The 14,586-nt window shown below is 60.7% G+C and carries 14 protein-coding genes; 5 read left to right on the top strand and 9 right to left on the bottom strand.

Annotated elements, in window-relative coordinates; all coding sequences use genetic code 11:
- Nucleotides 1-17 precede the first annotated feature (17 nt).
- From traF to traJ, 4 genes are read right to left on the bottom strand one after another with little or no spacing between them, the layout of a single operon-like run.
- Nucleotides 18-563 carry a conjugative transfer signal peptidase TraF gene (gene traF, locus ACLB1G_RS15925; RefSeq protein ID WP_491628198.1) on the bottom strand — a complete coding sequence of 182 codons (546 nt, stop codon included), beginning with the start codon at nt 561-563 and terminating at the stop codon, nt 18-20.
- A complete protein-coding gene (locus ACLB1G_RS15930) occupies nt 560-2,536 on the bottom strand; it encodes a type IV secretory system conjugative DNA transfer family protein (RefSeq protein WP_491628199.1) in 1,977 nt (658 codons plus the stop codon). Before ACLB1G_RS15930 ends, traF begins: the two co-directional genes overlap by 4 nt.
- Nucleotides 2,533-4,884 carry a TraI/MobA(P) family conjugative relaxase gene (gene traI, locus ACLB1G_RS15935; protein WP_491628200.1) on the bottom strand — a complete coding sequence of 784 codons (2,352 nt, stop codon included), beginning with the start codon at nt 4,882-4,884 and terminating at the stop codon, nt 2,533-2,535. The genes ACLB1G_RS15930 and traI overlap by 4 nt, the downstream gene beginning before the upstream one ends.
- A 27-nt stretch (nt 4,885-4,911) precedes the next feature.
- Nucleotides 4,912-5,286 carry a conjugal transfer transcriptional regulator TraJ gene (traJ, locus tag ACLB1G_RS15940; RefSeq protein ID WP_491628201.1) on the bottom strand — a complete coding sequence of 125 codons (375 nt, stop codon included), beginning with the start codon at nt 5,284-5,286 and terminating at the stop codon, nt 4,912-4,914.
- Between the two features lie 333 nt (nt 5,287-5,619).
- On the opposite strand from traJ, the gene ACLB1G_RS15945 reads away from it, so the two are divergent.
- Genes ACLB1G_RS15945 through ACLB1G_RS15955 form a run of 3 tightly spaced genes read left to right on the top strand, consistent with a single transcriptional unit; the run spans nt 5,620 to nt 7,174 of the window.
- Entirely contained in the window at nt 5,620-6,012 is a 393-nt protein-coding gene (locus ACLB1G_RS15945; protein ID WP_491628202.1) for a TraK family protein, read from the top strand.
- Entirely contained in the window at nt 6,012-6,737 is a 726-nt protein-coding gene (locus tag ACLB1G_RS15950) for a nucleotide-binding protein (RefSeq protein WP_491628203.1), read from the top strand. The genes ACLB1G_RS15945 and ACLB1G_RS15950 overlap by 1 nt, the downstream gene beginning before the upstream one ends.
- Nucleotides 6,737-7,174 (top strand): conjugal transfer protein TraM, encoded by a 438-nt coding sequence (locus ACLB1G_RS15955; protein ID WP_491628204.1) that lies wholly within the window; start codon nt 6,737-6,739, stop codon nt 7,172-7,174. The genes ACLB1G_RS15950 and ACLB1G_RS15955 overlap by 1 nt, the downstream gene beginning before the upstream one ends.
- Before the next feature lie 38 nt (nt 7,175-7,212).
- Here the strand turns inward: ACLB1G_RS15955 and ACLB1G_RS15960 are convergent, their stop codons facing one another.
- Nucleotides 7,213-7,539 carry a hypothetical protein gene (locus ACLB1G_RS15960; protein ID WP_491628205.1) on the bottom strand — a complete coding sequence of 109 codons (327 nt, stop codon included), beginning with the start codon at nt 7,537-7,539 and terminating at the stop codon, nt 7,213-7,215.
- 613 nt (nt 7,540-8,152) lie between these two features.
- Between ACLB1G_RS15960 and ACLB1G_RS15965 the strand changes: the two genes are divergently transcribed.
- Both ACLB1G_RS15965 and ACLB1G_RS15970 read left to right on the top strand, forming a co-directional pair.
- Nucleotides 8,153-9,031, top strand: coding sequence for a hypothetical protein (locus tag ACLB1G_RS15965; protein WP_491628206.1), 879 nt, complete (start codon nt 8,153-8,155; stop codon nt 9,029-9,031).
- Nucleotides 9,031-10,863 (top strand): hypothetical protein, encoded by a 1,833-nt coding sequence (locus ACLB1G_RS15970; protein ID WP_491628207.1) that lies wholly within the window; start codon nt 9,031-9,033, stop codon nt 10,861-10,863. Before ACLB1G_RS15965 ends, ACLB1G_RS15970 begins: the two co-directional genes overlap by 1 nt.
- Nucleotides 10,864-11,362: 499 nt before the next feature.
- Here ACLB1G_RS15970 and ACLB1G_RS15975 read toward each other — a convergent pair whose 3' ends face one another.
- The 4 genes from ACLB1G_RS15975 to ACLB1G_RS15990 all read right to left on the bottom strand — a co-directional run bounded on the left by ACLB1G_RS15975 (nt 11,363) and on the right by ACLB1G_RS15990 (nt 14,514).
- Entirely contained in the window at nt 11,363-12,031 is a 669-nt protein-coding gene (locus ACLB1G_RS15975; protein WP_491628208.1) for a hypothetical protein, read from the bottom strand.
- A 108-nt stretch (nt 12,032-12,139) separates the two neighbouring features.
- Complete coding sequence (locus ACLB1G_RS15980) at nt 12,140-13,384, bottom strand: type II toxin-antitoxin system HipA family toxin (protein WP_491628209.1); 1,245 nt, start codon at nt 13,382-13,384, stop codon at nt 12,140-12,142.
- Complete coding sequence (locus tag ACLB1G_RS15985; RefSeq protein WP_491628210.1) at nt 13,368-13,703, bottom strand: hypothetical protein; 336 nt, start codon at nt 13,701-13,703, stop codon at nt 13,368-13,370. The genes ACLB1G_RS15980 and ACLB1G_RS15985 overlap by 17 nt, the downstream gene beginning before the upstream one ends.
- 115 nt (nt 13,704-13,818) lie before the next feature.
- Nucleotides 13,819-14,514 (bottom strand): SOS response-associated peptidase, encoded by a 696-nt coding sequence (locus ACLB1G_RS15990; RefSeq protein WP_491628211.1) that lies wholly within the window; start codon nt 14,512-14,514, stop codon nt 13,819-13,821.
- Nucleotides 14,515-14,586: the final 72 nt, after the last annotated feature.

Here is a 14,586-nt window from a genome sequence, read left to right on the forward strand (position 1 = left end):
GTGGTGGAACTACCTGGTCACCGGCCCGGCCAGGTCAGGACGGGCACGATGACGGATTGGATCTGGCTGCGGTTGAGCGGACCGAAATAGCGCCCATCGAACGAGGTCGGGCTGGTGCCCGACATCAGCAGCACTTCCGAATTGCCGACGACGAAATCGGCGGCCTGGAAGCGGGGCAGGGGACGGCCGGCGCCGTCGCGCGCCAGCGGTGCGCTGAACGGCAGCAGCACGCCGTTCACGCTCACGCCCTGGTCGCGGATGGACACCGCGTCATTGGCCATGCCCACGACCTGTTTCATCAGATAGCCATAGCCGCCCGGGCAAAACCCCGCCGCCAGGTAGCCGCGCTGCAGCCCTTCGGCCATGACGCCGAGCGGGGGAGGGCAGACCAGCACGTAGTCGCCCTTCGCGACGGGCTTGGCGCTGGTCCAGTACAGGCCCAGCGGAATGCTACGGGTGACGTTTACGCGCGCGCCGATGGCGTAGAGGAACAGGCACTGCACCAGCAGCGCGGCGGCGGTGATGGCCAGGCCCAGGGCGACCTTGCGGGATAGCGGTTTCATAGCGTGATGACCTTGTCGGCGGGATGGATGGGATGGCGCAGGCGGTCGCTCTGGCCGGGCGGCGGCACCGCCGCGCGGGCCACGAAGGCCGCGTCCTGGAAGTACAGGGGCTGGCGGCCGTAGATGGCCGGGAAGCCGGCGACATACACGACCATGTCGCCGGGCGCCACGATCAGCTCCCCCTCCTTGCGCGGCCCCGGCATGCGCAGGCACTCGTCGGGCGTCAGCAGGGGGCGCTGCACTTCCTGCAGGGTGCGCGAGACTTGCCCCAGCAAGGCGCTGGCGCGCTTGCCGCTGGTGGTGATCTGCTCCTTGATGACGGTGGTGGTGCCGGTCAGCTTGGACAGGTGCTCCGCCGTCTCCACGCGGTTGGGCGGGAAAGCGTTCTGCACATGGCAGTTCGAGGTGATGGTCTCGTCCGGGCCGTAGCCGGTCTCGCGGCTTTTGAGCTGGTTGATGTCCTGGCAGATCAGGTAGAACTTGATGCCATACGCTGCCAGGAAGGCCAGCGACTCCTGCAGGATCTCCAGCTTGCCCAGGCTGGGGAACTCGTCCAGCATCCCCAGCAGGCGGTGGCGGAAATGGCGCTTCTGGCGTACCTGCACCGACACCGCCTGCCGCACGCCGGCGCCGTGCATCAGGCGCTGCCACCACGGCAGTGCGGCGGCCACGCGCTCGAACTCCACCCTGTCGGACAGTACCCGCACCACGGTGTTGATCATCACCCGCACCAGCGGCCGCAGCCTGGCCTTGTCGCCCGGGCGCGTGACGATGTACAGGCTGACCGGATGCTGGTGCGCCATCAGGTCCTGGACGCGGAAGGTGGACGAGCCGACGTTGGCGCCCACCACCGGATCGCGGTACAACGCCAGGTAGGATTTGGCTGTGGACAGCACCGATCCCGCTTCCTCGTCCGGACGGTCCATCATGTCGCGCCCGGCCGCCCCGACCACCGGATGGGTGGCGCCATCGACGTGGGCGTAGGTCACCATCTCCATCCACAGTTCGGCCACGCTGCGGGAGGGATCGGCCAGCAGGTGGTCCACATAGGGCAGCGTGGCGGGCGTGCCCTCGTTCTGGCGCTTGTACAGGGCGTGCAGGATCACGCCGACCAGCAAGGCCTGGCTGGTCTTCTGCCAGTGGTTTTCCAGTCCCCGGCCGTCCGGATCGACGATCAGCGTCGCCAGGTTCTGCACATCGCCCACCTCGTAGGCGGTACCGATGCGGCATTCGTCCAGCGGATTCCAGTGCACGTCGCAGTGCTCGTCGGCTGGCTCGAAGCGCAGCACCTTGTTGTTGGCGTGCTGGTGGCGCCAGCCCGCCGTCATGTTCCACAGTTCCCCTTTCAAGTCGGTGACCACTACGCTGCCGGGCCAGGACAGCAGGGTAGGGATCACCAACCCGAGCCCCTTGCCGGAGCGGGTGGGCGCGTAGGTCAGCACATGCTCTGGTCCATCGTGGCGCAGGTAGCGCAGGGTACCTGCGGCATCGACCCAGGCGCCGACGTAGACGCCACCAGCAGTGACCGGCGGCAGGCCGCGCAGGATCTGGTGCCAGGTGCGCCGGCGCGGCAGCAAACCCGCGTGCTCGATATCGCGCCGGTCGGCCCAGCGCGCGGAACCGTGCAGGTAGGGATGCGCCTTGTAGGTGTTGCTGGCCACCATGCGTGCGACCACCAGGACGATGAGCACCACCGCGCTCAAGCTGCTGCCGATGCTGCCCGCGCGGATGAAGGCGGCGGGCATGTGGCGGTACCATCGCCATGCCCACAGCAGGATGTCCCACGGTGCATACAGCTGATGCCACCGGGGACCCAGGACGGGCGCATGGCCGGCCTGGTGCGCGAAAAACTGCGTCGCGGCCTGCAGTCCGGCCACGAGGCCAAGCACGACCAATATCGGCACCACTTTGCCCGGCTGCTGCAGCTGCTCCCGGGCCTGCGGACCGGCGGCGTTGTTGAAGCGCGCTTTCATCTGCGTATCCCTTTCCACTGGATGGCGCCAGTGCCGCTGATCCCCAGCTGCTGACCTAGCGGTATGCGCCTCAACCGATTGGCCTTGTAGTCAGTGACGGGCAGCACCAGCACCTCGTCGCCGACCTTGAGCAGCGCGAGCGCCTGGCCGTCGACATGGCGCAGGCCGGCGTACGCAGCGCTCAGCGGCTTGGATCCAGTATAGGGACGGTGCTTCGGTATATCGAAGCCTTTGCACCTCTTTTGCTCCCGCTCAGACGCGTATTTGATCGCGGCCAAACTCCCTGCGGATTTCTTTTTTTGTGCGGAATTTTCTTGAGCTGTCGAGGTCGGTTTCCTGCTGGATTTGATGTTGGGCGAGCGCTCGATGTCCCTGATGGACGGCGTGTCGCCCAGGGCATCCAGCAGCGACAGCTGCTGCCATTGGTCCTTGCTCTTGGGCGGCGGCGCCGTGCCGGCTTTGGCGACCTTGGTCTTGTCCTGCTGCGCTGGCGGCTTCCCCGGCCTTACTCCAGCTGGCCGATGTACACGCCGTCGCACGCCGTGATCTGGCTCGGATCGATCGTGCTCCACGTGATCAGGTACATCACCCGGCAGTAGCACTTCACCTCGCGCGGGGTCGAGAACCACACGGAGTTGGGACAGGTCTGGCAGGCCGTCGGCGGTTGCGGACGGCGCTCTTGCGGGAGGTTGGCCAGGGTCGGGCTGGGAGCGGAGGGGATCTCCGCGTCGTAGCCCGGTGGGCGTGCTTCGTTGTCCGGCGCTTGTCGCTGCCCGGGCCCCAGGCTCTGCAGGCCCGCTGCGATCAGTGCCTCGTCCTCCCGGGACGGTTCGTGCTGGTGTTTCATGGTGCATCTCCTCTGCATGAATGGAACGGATAAGTTGCTGGCGCCGCTGTTCCAGGACGGCGTCATCGAAGCGCACGGCGATGCCGCCTTGCGCGGCGGCCAGCGCGATGTGCTCCCTGAACTGCGCGCTGCCGTTGACGGCGATGCAGCTGCCATAGCGCGCCGTCGCCAGGCGCAGCGCCTCCTGCAGGTCGGCCAGATTGGCGCGCTCGCCGATGCGCAGGCGGCTGCCTTCGTCCAGGACTGCGGGTGAGGACGCTTGTCCGCGTGGCCGGTCCTTCGCCTGCATGTGGCCAGGATGGCGGCTGGGCGGCGGCGCGAGCAGAGCCCGCAGCGCCGCCAACCCGTATGCGGGATCGGGCACGCCCTGGCGGCCCTCGCCAATCGCATGGCGGTGCTGCTGGTAGATGGCCTGCCTGTCCCTCGCGTAGTCGCGCAGGATGGCGCGGACTTCCCTGCGCAGCGCCCGGTTGGCTGCCGAGTAGCCCAGCCGCCTGGCGATGTACGAGGCGTTCGACAGGCGCAGGGCCGAGCGCACGATGAACCATTTGCGCTTGGCCTGCAGGATGCGCCTGTCCTTGTTCGACCTGGCCCGCGACCAGGCCTGTGCGCGCTGGCTTGCCGCCAGCTTGGGCGACCCGCTGGGTGTCTCGTGTGGCGTATCCGTGCTGGTGTGCGCAGCGACCGGCTTGCCGGTGTAGCGCATGCTGGGTGGTACTGGGGCCGCTGATGCCGAGGGCGGCTCGTAAGGGCCCAGCCGCGCCTCCAGCGCAGCCCTGGAAAAGCCGCGCGCCACCGTGCTGGCCTTGACCATGGCGCCATCGTCACTGCACAACACCAGGCCATTGCCGCGTTCCCGCAGCGACAGGCCATGTTCATGCAGCAGCTGGTGCATGGCCTGCCAGCTGGGTGCAGCCGCCATTTGCGGGGCGCAGGCGCGCCGTATCCACGTCAAGAGGCTTTCACGTCCGGCGTGGTGCTCCATGCGCACGGCCTCGCTCTCGCTGGCCTGTTTGCGGGCGCGGTGATCGACCCGCTGCAGGCCGTGCTCCTGTTCCAGCTGCTCGCACAGCCGGCCCAGCGCTCTGTAGGCGCGGTACGGCTCGTGGATCGTGTGCCGGGTAGGGTGGATCTTGTTGATGGCGATGTGCAGGTGCGTACTGGCCGTATCGTGGTGGACCACGCTGACACGCTGGTGCTCCTGAAAGCCGATGGCGGCGCACAGCCGGTCCTCGATGTCGGCGATGACCCTGGCGGTCGGTTCCTCGCCCGGCGCAAAGCTCACCACGAGGTGAAAGGTCTTCTCCGCCTTGGCGCGCGTGTTGCAGCGCTGGGTGTTCAACACCTCCAGCGCCGCCAGCTCCGGTTGGTCGGAAAGACAGTTGGTAATGCGAATATCCCCGACCCGCTCGGTCTTGCCCTGCGAGCCCGTGAGATAGGCGACCAGGTGCACGAAAGATGCCTTCTTGACCGAGGCCATCGGGATGTGCCGGACGATCATGGTGAGCTCCCACTTTAGCGGCTGAAATCAACGCCGACGCGAGCGTGGCAGGAGCACGTGCTGCAGCTCCTCGTGGATCTGGTCCTGCGTCGCTTCGATCTTGCCCAGCAGGGCGCGGATGGTGGTGGCGCCGAACGCGGCGGTGCGCTCGTCGTTGGTCAGCCAGAGTTTCAGCAGGCCGCCCAGGCGGCCCTGGTCGGCGTTGAGCTTGAGCAGATTCTCGACGCGCCGGTGATCGAACATGTTCGGCGGCTGGTAGCCCAGACCGATGGTGCGAAGGTACGCCGCCACCGTCTTGCCGGCGGCGCGCGCGTTGGCCTGGATCTGCAGTTTCTCCGACGGCAGGACCGGCACCCGTAGCGGCTGACGCCGGACGGTGCTGGACGTTGCTGGTTTCTTCATGGCTTGCTCCCGTGCTTGGGTTTCGCCTGTGGCGGCGGCAGCCGCCTGGCCTCGCAGAGCAAGATTCCGTTGAGCGCCGCAGGCGCGAATAAGGGTGGTGAAGAAGGGCATCCGGCGCGCCGGATGGCCATCTTCACCTATCTTGCCCCTCCCTGAATATCTACTTTTCGGGGTCAGGATAGCTTTTCGTTTTTCGACTTATCCACGATTAGATCAAGTAAATGCCACTTCTTTGATCCGAAATAACGAAGGCCCCAACAGCCCGCCTACACTGGCCTTGACAGCACGCCGGAGCTGTCGATTCGACGCAGACGGTAGGCGGGGGCAGTGCGGATGGCGAAGTCGTATCCACAGGAGTTGGCGGAATGGGTGCAGGGCCGGCCTGCGGCGCGGCATGCCCGCAACCACGTAGCCTTCCTGGCCGTGCGCGACGATGTCCAGCAGGCGCTGGATGCCGGCTACGCCAGGAAAACCATCTGGAGCAACCTGGTGGAAGGTGGCCGCATCGACTTCGGCTACGACATCTTCCTGCGCTACGTGCGGTTGCTGTGCGTCCGGCCGGAGAAAGCGAGGAAGGGGGCATCGCTGACCTTCCGCCAGACCGCCGGCAAGCAGGGTGTTCCGCCCCAGCCGATGAGGCAGGCCGACCGAACCCCGCCGACCAAGGATGGCAGCTTGCCCGGCTTCGTCTTCAATCCGGCACCCAACAAAGAGGAGCTCATCTGATGGCCAAAATTCACATGATCCTGCAAGGGAAGGGCGGTGTCGGCAAGACCGTGGCCGCCGCGTTTCTCGCGCAGTACAAGGCCGCCAAAGGCCAGCCGCTGCTCTGCATCGACACCGATCCCGTCAATGCCACCTTCCACGGCTACAAGTCGCTGCAGGTGCAGCGGCTGCGGATCGTTGAAGGCGACGAGATCGACCCGCGCAGCTTTGACCTGCTGGTGGAGATGATCGCCGGCGCTCAGGGCGACGTGGTGATCGACAACGGCGCCAGCGCCTTTGTGCCGCTGTCCCATTTCCTGATCAGCAACCAGGTTCCGCCACTGCTGAAGGACATGGGCCACGAACTGATCGTCCATACGGTGGTGACGGGCGGCCAGGCGTTGCTGGATACGGTCAGCGGCTTTTCCCAGTTGGCCAGCCAGTTCCCCGATGAGGCGCTGTTCGTGGTGTGGCTCAATCCCTACTGGGGCCGCATCGAGCATGAAGGAAAGAGCTTCGAACAGATGAGGGCGTACTTGGCCAACAAGGACAGGGTATCGGCCATCGTCCAGGTGCCCGAACTGAAGAAGGAAACCTACGGCCGCGACCTGTCCGACATGCTGCAGGCCCGGTTGACCTTCGACGAAGCCCTGGCACAGGACAGCCTCACCATCATGACCCGCCAACGTCTAAAGATCATCAAGGGCATGGTGTTCGGTCAATTGGACAAGGCGGCGGTGCTGTGATGGATACCGACGACAAGATCGCACAGCTGATCCGCGAGATCGCCAGCAAGCACGGCATCGCCGTCGCCCGCGATGACCCCATCCTGGTCCTGCAGACCATCAACCAGCGTCTACTCCAGGACAGCGTGAAAGCACAGGAGGCCTTGCTGGACCACTTCAAGGAAGAACTGGAAGGCATCGCCACCCGCTGGGGCAACGACGCCCGCGAGAAGGCGGAGCGCATCCTGAATGCGGCCCTGGCTGCCAGCAGGGATTCCGTCGAAGTGATGGCCCAACGCGCCGCTACGTCATCGGCAGGGGCTATATCGCAGCAGTTAGCCTCCTTGCTGGGAACGGTCGATACTGCATCTGCCCGGGCACACCGGGCAGCGTTATTGAACCTGGTGGCTTCCTGCGTTACCGCTGGTGCATGCGTGATGGTGCTGTTGGTACGATGAGATAGCGGTCCGGATAGTGTCAGTAGCCGCGCCAGGCGTTAAAGATGCGCACCTGCGGAACGGCGCCGGGTATGGGCATGCGTACGCGACCATAGCTCTTTGCCGGCTTGGCCAAAGACCACCCGTTCAATGTCCGGCGTGAGTGGGATGGCGACTTCAAACCGCCCACTCTTGCCCGGATGGGTCACCGCCATCTCAACCAGGATGCGCCTGGTATCGCCTTCCGCGACTACCTTGATGTTCTCGGCGACGATGGCACTATGGAAAATAAGTCCCCTGACGTTCAGCTCCGGCACGCCATTGGCAGCACTCAGCTTGGATGCGTCGAACTGGATGTCCTTAGCTTCAGCAATCATCGAACGCATGGCAACTCCTCCCTAGCGTTCATTGTAGTTAACTGATTCTGATTTGATAGCGGCCTCACTAACGAAATCGTGAAAACCAGTTGATGGTCCAGCTATCACTGGGTGTAGATCGAGATGCTGGGCGACGCGGCGCTGATGTCGCGCATAAGGGATAGGGGCGCTCACGTGAACAGAGCATGCTGCCTCAGCTATCTACGCTACGTCCGCGCTTTCATCCAAAGCCGATATTGGCAATCTCAGCCAAATGTAGTTCAAAGGACTTGCGAGACGGACTTCACTATAAGTTGCTGAATCTACTAGCTGTAGCTTTACGTACATCAAACGTGACAATGTGTGAGAATTTCCTCTTGATAAGATGATATGCTGGAGTGTATCGACAGCCCCTGAAACATAGGCTCGGAGCGCCCTGCATCAGTTTTCTCTAAGAAATCGATGCGCCGAGCGGCGGCAATTTGACTTATTTGAGATCCAAATTGGCAACAAACTATCGTAGGTCTAGATTGTCGTTGTGTAGGTGACGAGGTGGGAGCGCTCAAGCGAAATACGGGTAAAAATGATTCTGTTGTTTTTTGATCGTGCGTTAATCGCCTAAGTTTTTTTGAAAGCGTTGATCTTGAGCTACGAAAGCTGGAACGATGGCGGACTGACTCCACTGGAGCGAGCGGCCGGTCTTTGGAGAATCATATATGGCAGGAATAACGGCGAATGTTCATGTGGCGTATGTGAACAATGCTGGAAACTGCTAGACGCTAAGATAACTCAAAAAAAGAAGGAGTTGGAAAGCTCTGCGAGATTCAAGGATGCAGCGAAGATTGTCGCCGGCCTGAGCGGCAATCGGGAAACCAAATTGGCATTATTGCAAAGGATGCATCAGGAAAGTTTGGACTCGGCGATTGTGCGATACATGGCCGAAGAAATGCTGCCTGACTATTACGCTTCTATTCTCAAAAGCCCGAATTGTATCGCCAAACTAATGGAAGGCGTTATCTATAAGATATGCAAGATTCGGCCAGAGCAGAGTCTAACTGAGCAGATTGGTAATCTGAGTAGTGTGTTGCGCCGAAATCCTGATGGACTCACTGCATATGATCGCGTTACTAAAATCCAGCGCTTTATTCATTTCACCGTCGACCAACACCTTGGGATGGGTGCGGCTCAGACAATTCCAATTAAACCAATGAAGAACGCACTGTCTGCAGCCCGCTTACACCTCAGCATTCTCGACGTGCTCGATCATCGGCCGGGCTATGTTGCTTACATTGATGCTCTGAGCAACGCCGTGATGCAGTTGGAATACAACGAGCCACGTCTTTCTTCGGCGCCGATAGGAAAGCGTTCCTGGCCGAGATGGAGGGTTAGGCATTATCGACCTCTCTCCTATTACTTCCCGCAAAAACGTCGCGCGATTCTGGAGGCATTGAAGAACTTGGACGAGGGGTGTCCCTGGGACGAGTTTGTCTATGAGGCCCTCCTGCTGTACGCGGAAGCCTGATGATGTTTGACTATATTATCTGCGGCAAACTTGATAATCGCATCGATTTGGGGCCATTTTCCCCGCGTGCCGTGGCGAAAGTTAGGTTACCTGAGCCCCGCAAGGCGCGAGGCAGGCAGCCCGCGACTTTGCCGATATCAGTCGACGAGCGTGTGATCCGATTCGATGGGGCAACCTGGGAGCCCGAAGGCTTCTTGTCGATGATTGCGTCTAAAGGAGTAGGTCGCTTGCTAGTCCTCACTACTCGCGAGTATCTGCACATCGTGGAGCGTGCCGCCGCATACGGGTTGCGTGTAGATGTATTCGAGACCAGTTTTCCGATCTTTGCCGATATTAGATACAGTTCTTGTCTCCGTACTAATCTTGATGTTTTAACAAAGAATTTACGCAAGTTACACCAACTTGGGATTCATTCTAGTAGTCTCAGTAAAGATCTCTCACAGCGCTACTTACGTACGGCTGCCCGAAAGCTGCGATTCAAAAATGGTTACGACCGCGAATTCTTCTTCGCGTACAAGGACGGATATCAAGAGGTTTTCAAGCTAAAGGAAGAACGGCCCGACCGAGTCATCATTGCGCTGGATTTTAACTCAATGTACCTAGACAGCATGAAAGGCCAATTTTGCGATCCTGCCTCAATCGAATATCGGGATTTCCGTGACTCCCCCCACATTCCACATGATCTGAGCAACGGTATTTATCGTGTCCGCTTGCAAGGTGCCAAGCAGAGTTTCCTGCTGGATCATCATCCATTCCGCTACAAGCGCTTGGGGCGCTCCTATTACTTCCGTATGCACTGCGGCGACACCATCGAAACATTGCTGCACAAGGACGAAATAAGCTATTTTGCTTCGTATTTTGAACGCATCGAAATCATCGAAGGCCTCTGCAGTTCCGACACGATCGAGCATCCCCTACTTATGAAGGGGGTTGAGCTATACGCGCAGAGACTTTACCACCGGAAGCGAGGCGACCGGGTCAGGGAGAGGCTGTCCAAGGTTTCCCTGCAGCACATGCACAGTGCAACGAACCAGAAGCGGTTTGCCAAAAGATGCTTCGGTAGTATGGAGGAGGTCAGGGATTTTCTGTCGGTGCGATTCGCAATGAATCTTGACTCAATCGGCCTGGAAGGTGTAGCCGACTTCGTCACCCGTCACAAGTATTTTGAACTGACCCGCATACACCAGGGGTATCAGTTGTCCTATCTTGATGTCGATGCGCGTAACAACATCTTTAGCCTTTCAGCGCAGGTCGTAGCTAATGCGCGGCTAAAGATGATCCGAACACTGGAGTGCTTCCTTAGTCATCCTTCCGTTGAGTTGTGCTACGCGAACGTAGACTCGATACACCTTTCTATCCACCGTGACGAGGTCGGCGCCTTTTTCGATCAAAACCACGAAATGATTTCTGACCAATTGGGCGCTTTGAAAATCGAAGCGATCGCAGATCAAGGATATTGGTTCGATGTAGGTAGATATTGGCTAAAAAAAGACGGCGAGGTTGTTTTATTCAAGAATAAGGGATTCAACCACAACGCAGTGTCCGCACCGTTTGTATGTCGTCGTAAAGTTAGTGATTTTAGCGAGACACCGGCATTCTCACATCTCCGGACTTACGTGACGAAACTAGAGAACACCTTCACTTACCATAAAATGCTTCAGCATACTACCGGCCAAGAATTCCGCTTTGTCAGGTTCAAGTATGCAGATATCAGTGAACTGGATATTGCAAATCTGACCGAAGCGCGTGAGCAGTTGAACTCGATGAAAACCAAAGTCGCGCTGTTTCGAAGCATATCCAACCACACGCCAAGCGTGGACGACGAAGGATGAGAAATCTCCAGAGATACCAGGTGACGTGGCGGTCTGGAGATGGCAGCAAGGAATGTCATGGCCGGAGGCCCGCGCGAAGCACTATTGCAGCATCCTAATGGAATCACCTGCTGCCGCACGGCTTGCTAGCTGTGCAGCACAAAGTTTAGCATATCCGCAGTTCTGTTTAGATGTGGACTTTTCTCTAGTCGAAAGACACACTACGGTACTGCCGCCTGAAAATCTGCAAAGCGGGCGCTTCGGGTCGGCTGCTTGTAGTGGTCACCCCTCCCCGGATACTACGCTAAGTTTTTCTTCGATGGCGGCCGGTGACTATACCTCATTGAACTGATGTGGCCGTATCCAGTTATGCCGGTGCATCAAGTAGTGGCTGATGTCCCGCTGTGCTTCCTGTAATTCGAGATCCGCACCAGCGTGCGCGGCGATACCCGGGTGATCGTTAGGCTGTCGTCCGTGGCCAGGCACGGCGCTGGAGAGGACAGCGGGACAGCTGGCATCCTTAGCGCTCCACGAAGCCGGCCGCCGACACCATGACGGCCTGGCGTTGTCCGCGCTGCAGTGCTTCGAGCGGAGTCAGGCCATTCAAGGACGCCCTGGGATTGGTGAAGAACTGCCATTTGCTGGACGCGGGAATGTCGCCCAAGGCGCGCGTGACTGCCTCCAGGTCGCGCCTGGACATCTTGCCGTCCGCGTAGAAGGCAGGATAGAGCAGGCGGCCACCACTAGCATCGAGTGCGAACAGACGGCCGGCCTTGAGCGCCTTGCTGACGGCCTGATTGGACACCTCTAGCCGCCGGGCTAATTCCTGCGCTGCGATCAACTGCCCGGTTTCCTCCTGCTCGACACGACGTGCCTTCTCCTGCATTACCATCTTGCGCATGAACGCGTCATTCTCGGCGGGACGCACCCGCGGTTTTTCCTTGGTCAGAGCGCCGCCGCGATTGAGCGCTGCGACTAGTCGCTCGCGCGACATGATCGGCAATTCGGCGGCACGAGCGGCGCCGCCCTTGCGGCGCACATCGCGCAGCTTGATGATGACGTAACCGGCGCCCAGGTCGGCAGCCTGCTCGATGTTGTCAGGAATCAGGGCGTCGACGCGTGCAGCTTGAGGGCGCCATGCACCAGCGGCGGGTGCCGCAGCACGTTTTACCGCAGAGACTTTAGTCATGAAACACCTCCGGAATCGACCGTTTTCATTGTATTCCGATGGCGTAGAGGATCAACCAAATCAACCAAATGATTCCTGGTTAACTATGCGCTCGCTGCGATTCTGGTATCACCGCCCTCCCAGGATGACAACGTTTTGACTCACCCGTTCATGCAGCACAGTTCTCCAATCCTGATCCAGCCAGTGCGCGACTTCGCCAAAGCCGGCCTCGATCCGTTCCAGAAGCGTATCGAGGTAAGCTGCCGCTTCCGCCGCACCCGCAAACCCGAAACGCTGTGCGTCAGCCAGCACCGCCTCCCGCGAAATGTCGAAGCGTCCCCGCGACAGCTGCATGTGCAGGCGCACTGGCGTTTCCACCGGGTTCGGTACGACGTCAAAGGCGGGAGCGAGCCGCCAGCGGCGCTCCTCCGCGTGACAGACAATGGCATGATTGCGCACATGGTCGTCATCGTTGCCGCATACCGCATTGAATACCATGCGCCCGAACAGTTCGATGCGGTCCTCGGCTGGCGCCCCTGCCAACCGCAGCTCTTCGGCCAAACGCGGATAGCTCCAGCGGTCGGTCTGGTGACGCCCCGGATATTCAGCCTGCAATAAGGACGCTGCGCTCACGCACAGATGGCGCTGCTGGCCGGTACGGTCAAAGCGGAGAACCCGAACCGCAGTCCTGCCACCCGTGGCGGGATGAAAGACCGTGGGGGCAAAGTTCAAGCCACTGGCGGCCCCCCATTGCTGGCCCACGTGCTCGAGCAGAGGAATATTGGCAACGTCTGTCGCCATCTCCGGCTTGACCAGCCAGAACTGGCCGTGGTCCCCTTGCACCGTGGCTTTGGGACGCGCACCGCCCATGCTGGCCGTCTGGATCAACCTCGCGCGAAATTTTGGGCGTATCGCAGGGCGACGCTCCGCGAGCGCATCCAATTCTTCTATCACCTCGCCGAGCTGAGGCAACCCCGGGGTATTCATCTTCGCGGCGGGCGGCTTGGCGCTTGGCCCCACGGCAAGCGCCCCCCAGCGGTCCAGGTTACTGGCCTTTAGCAGGTATTGCAGCGGCGGCGCGTCTTCCGGCAGATTGTGTTCCCGGCGCAGTAGCGCTTGTCCCCATGCATCCGGACAGGCATCGCGCAAGACGTCATGCAAGCCTTGATAACGGGTGGCGGCGACATCCATCCCCGGCAAGAACGGCAGATTTCGCGGATCGATGGCCCAGGCAAAACCGGCGTCGATGTAAGAAGGGGCATACTTGAAAAAACCTTCTCCCGGCTTGCCCGCCTTGTATCGGCCCACCGTGACCCACTCACCGTTATCGGGCCGTTGCAGGTAAATGTAGATGGGTTTAGAAGTAGTCAGCATCGTCCGCCCCTTTTTCCTGCGCGCTCAGCTTTACGCGCTGGCCGTAGCCGCCTTGCCAGAGCTCAGCAGGAAGGGCAGGTACGGCCTGGTCGAAGATGCCCAGGGCAAGTAGCGCTGTCAGATACGCGCCGACTGCAGCACCAGGGTCGCCTTTTTCCAGCCGCAGCAGTGTCGTCCGGGAGATGCCCAGGCGGGCTGACAAGTCGGCGACCGTGATACGCTGGCGCAGGCGCTGCGTGTTGATGCATTCACCCCAGACAGTCAGGCGTTCCTGCACCAGCGTGGGCCAGGATGCGGCCGTGGAGAGCTTCTTTGGCATGGCGTATCTCGTTCCATAGATAGGTCATTATGGCATATAACGCCTTATCTATGAACACCCAACTGTCCGTTGAGATACTGACGAGAGTGTTTGAGATTGAAAGCCGCCGGCCTGCTTAGAATAAGTCCGCCTGTACAGGCACCGGCTTCGGCGCTGCCGTCTTGGTCTTGCCTGCAGCCTGCCGAGGAGCGGGATAGGCGTGCAGCAGCTCAGCGGGATACAGCTGCAGATAAGTCCTTGCCAGCTCGGGATTCTTGCAAGAGAGCCAGTCATCATAATCCTCCGGCCGCACCACCACCACCGAGCGCTTCTCGTCCCCTGGCCGGTGAAAGCGGTTCATGACGGGATGATCGTCCGCATTCACGGTCAACTGCGTGAACGAATGACTCAGTGTGCCATCTTCCTCCTCCCAGGAGCGCCACAGCCCGGCCACGGCGAACGGCGACTTGTCAGCCATCCCGATGGCCCAGCGCACATGGGCGCCGCCTTCCCAGTTCGGCTCGAACACGGCCAGCGATGGCACCAGGCACAGCTTTGATTCGGCCCAGGCCCGCTTGTAGGTGCGCAGTTCGCCCACGGTTTCCCCGCGCGCATTCATGGTTGTCATGGTGCGCCCCAGCGGCAGCTTGCGCTTGGGGACGAAGCCGTAGGAGCCGAGCATGCCCTGGCGCCGGCCCTGGTCGTCGTGAATGATGAAGGGCGCCTTGTAGTCCTGATAGATTTCCTCGCGCCAGTCCTCGCCGCTTTCCAGCGGCGTACGGAACCAGTCAAACGCCATCTGGCGCGATACCGTGATGTAGTTGACGCACATGCTTGATCCTCCGGGCGGCCATGCCTATCTGAACGCTAAGCATGGTAGCACCAGGATGAGCTAACCGCGCAC

This window comes from Duganella kummerowiae (assembly GCF_053572355.1).

What these genes read in the sequence shown, in the direction of transcription:
- ACLB1G_RS15960 (WP_491628205.1), bottom strand. Translation starts at nt 7,539, where the DNA reads ATGCGTTCGATGATTGCTGAAGCTAAGGACATCCAGTTCGACGCATCC.
- ACLB1G_RS15950 (WP_491628203.1), top strand. Translation starts at nt 6,012, where the DNA reads ATGGCCAAAATTCACATGATCCTGCAAGGGAAGGGCGGTGTCGGCAAG.
- traJ (WP_491628201.1), bottom strand. Translation starts at nt 5,286, where the DNA reads ATGAAGAAACCAGCAACGTCCAGCACCGTCCGGCGTCAGCCGCTACGG.
- ACLB1G_RS15945 (WP_491628202.1), top strand. Translation starts at nt 5,620, where the DNA reads ATGGCGAAGTCGTATCCACAGGAGTTGGCGGAATGGGTGCAGGGCCGG.
- ACLB1G_RS15980 (WP_491628209.1), bottom strand. Translation starts at nt 13,384, where the DNA reads ATGCTGACTACTTCTAAACCCATCTACATTTACCTGCAACGGCCCGAT.
- ACLB1G_RS15930 (WP_491628199.1), bottom strand. Translation starts at nt 2,536, where the DNA reads ATGAAAGCGCGCTTCAACAACGCCGCCGGTCCGCAGGCCCGGGAGCAG.
- traI (WP_491628200.1), bottom strand. Translation starts at nt 4,884, where the DNA reads ATGATCGTCCGGCACATCCCGATGGCCTCGGTCAAGAAGGCATCTTTC.
- ACLB1G_RS15970 (WP_491628207.1), top strand. Translation starts at nt 9,031, where the DNA reads ATGATGTTTGACTATATTATCTGCGGCAAACTTGATAATCGCATCGAT.
- ACLB1G_RS15975 (WP_491628208.1), bottom strand. Translation starts at nt 12,031, where the DNA reads ATGACTAAAGTCTCTGCGGTAAAACGTGCTGCGGCACCCGCCGCTGGT.
- traF (WP_491628198.1), bottom strand. Translation starts at nt 563, where the DNA reads ATGAAACCGCTATCCCGCAAGGTCGCCCTGGGCCTGGCCATCACCGCC.
- ACLB1G_RS15990 (WP_491628211.1), bottom strand. Translation starts at nt 14,514, where the DNA reads ATGTGCGTCAACTACATCACGGTATCGCGCCAGATGGCGTTTGACTGG.
- ACLB1G_RS15955 (WP_491628204.1), top strand. Translation starts at nt 6,737, where the DNA reads ATGGATACCGACGACAAGATCGCACAGCTGATCCGCGAGATCGCCAGC.
- ACLB1G_RS15985 (WP_491628210.1), bottom strand. Translation starts at nt 13,703, where the DNA reads ATGCCAAAGAAGCTCTCCACGGCCGCATCCTGGCCCACGCTGGTGCAG.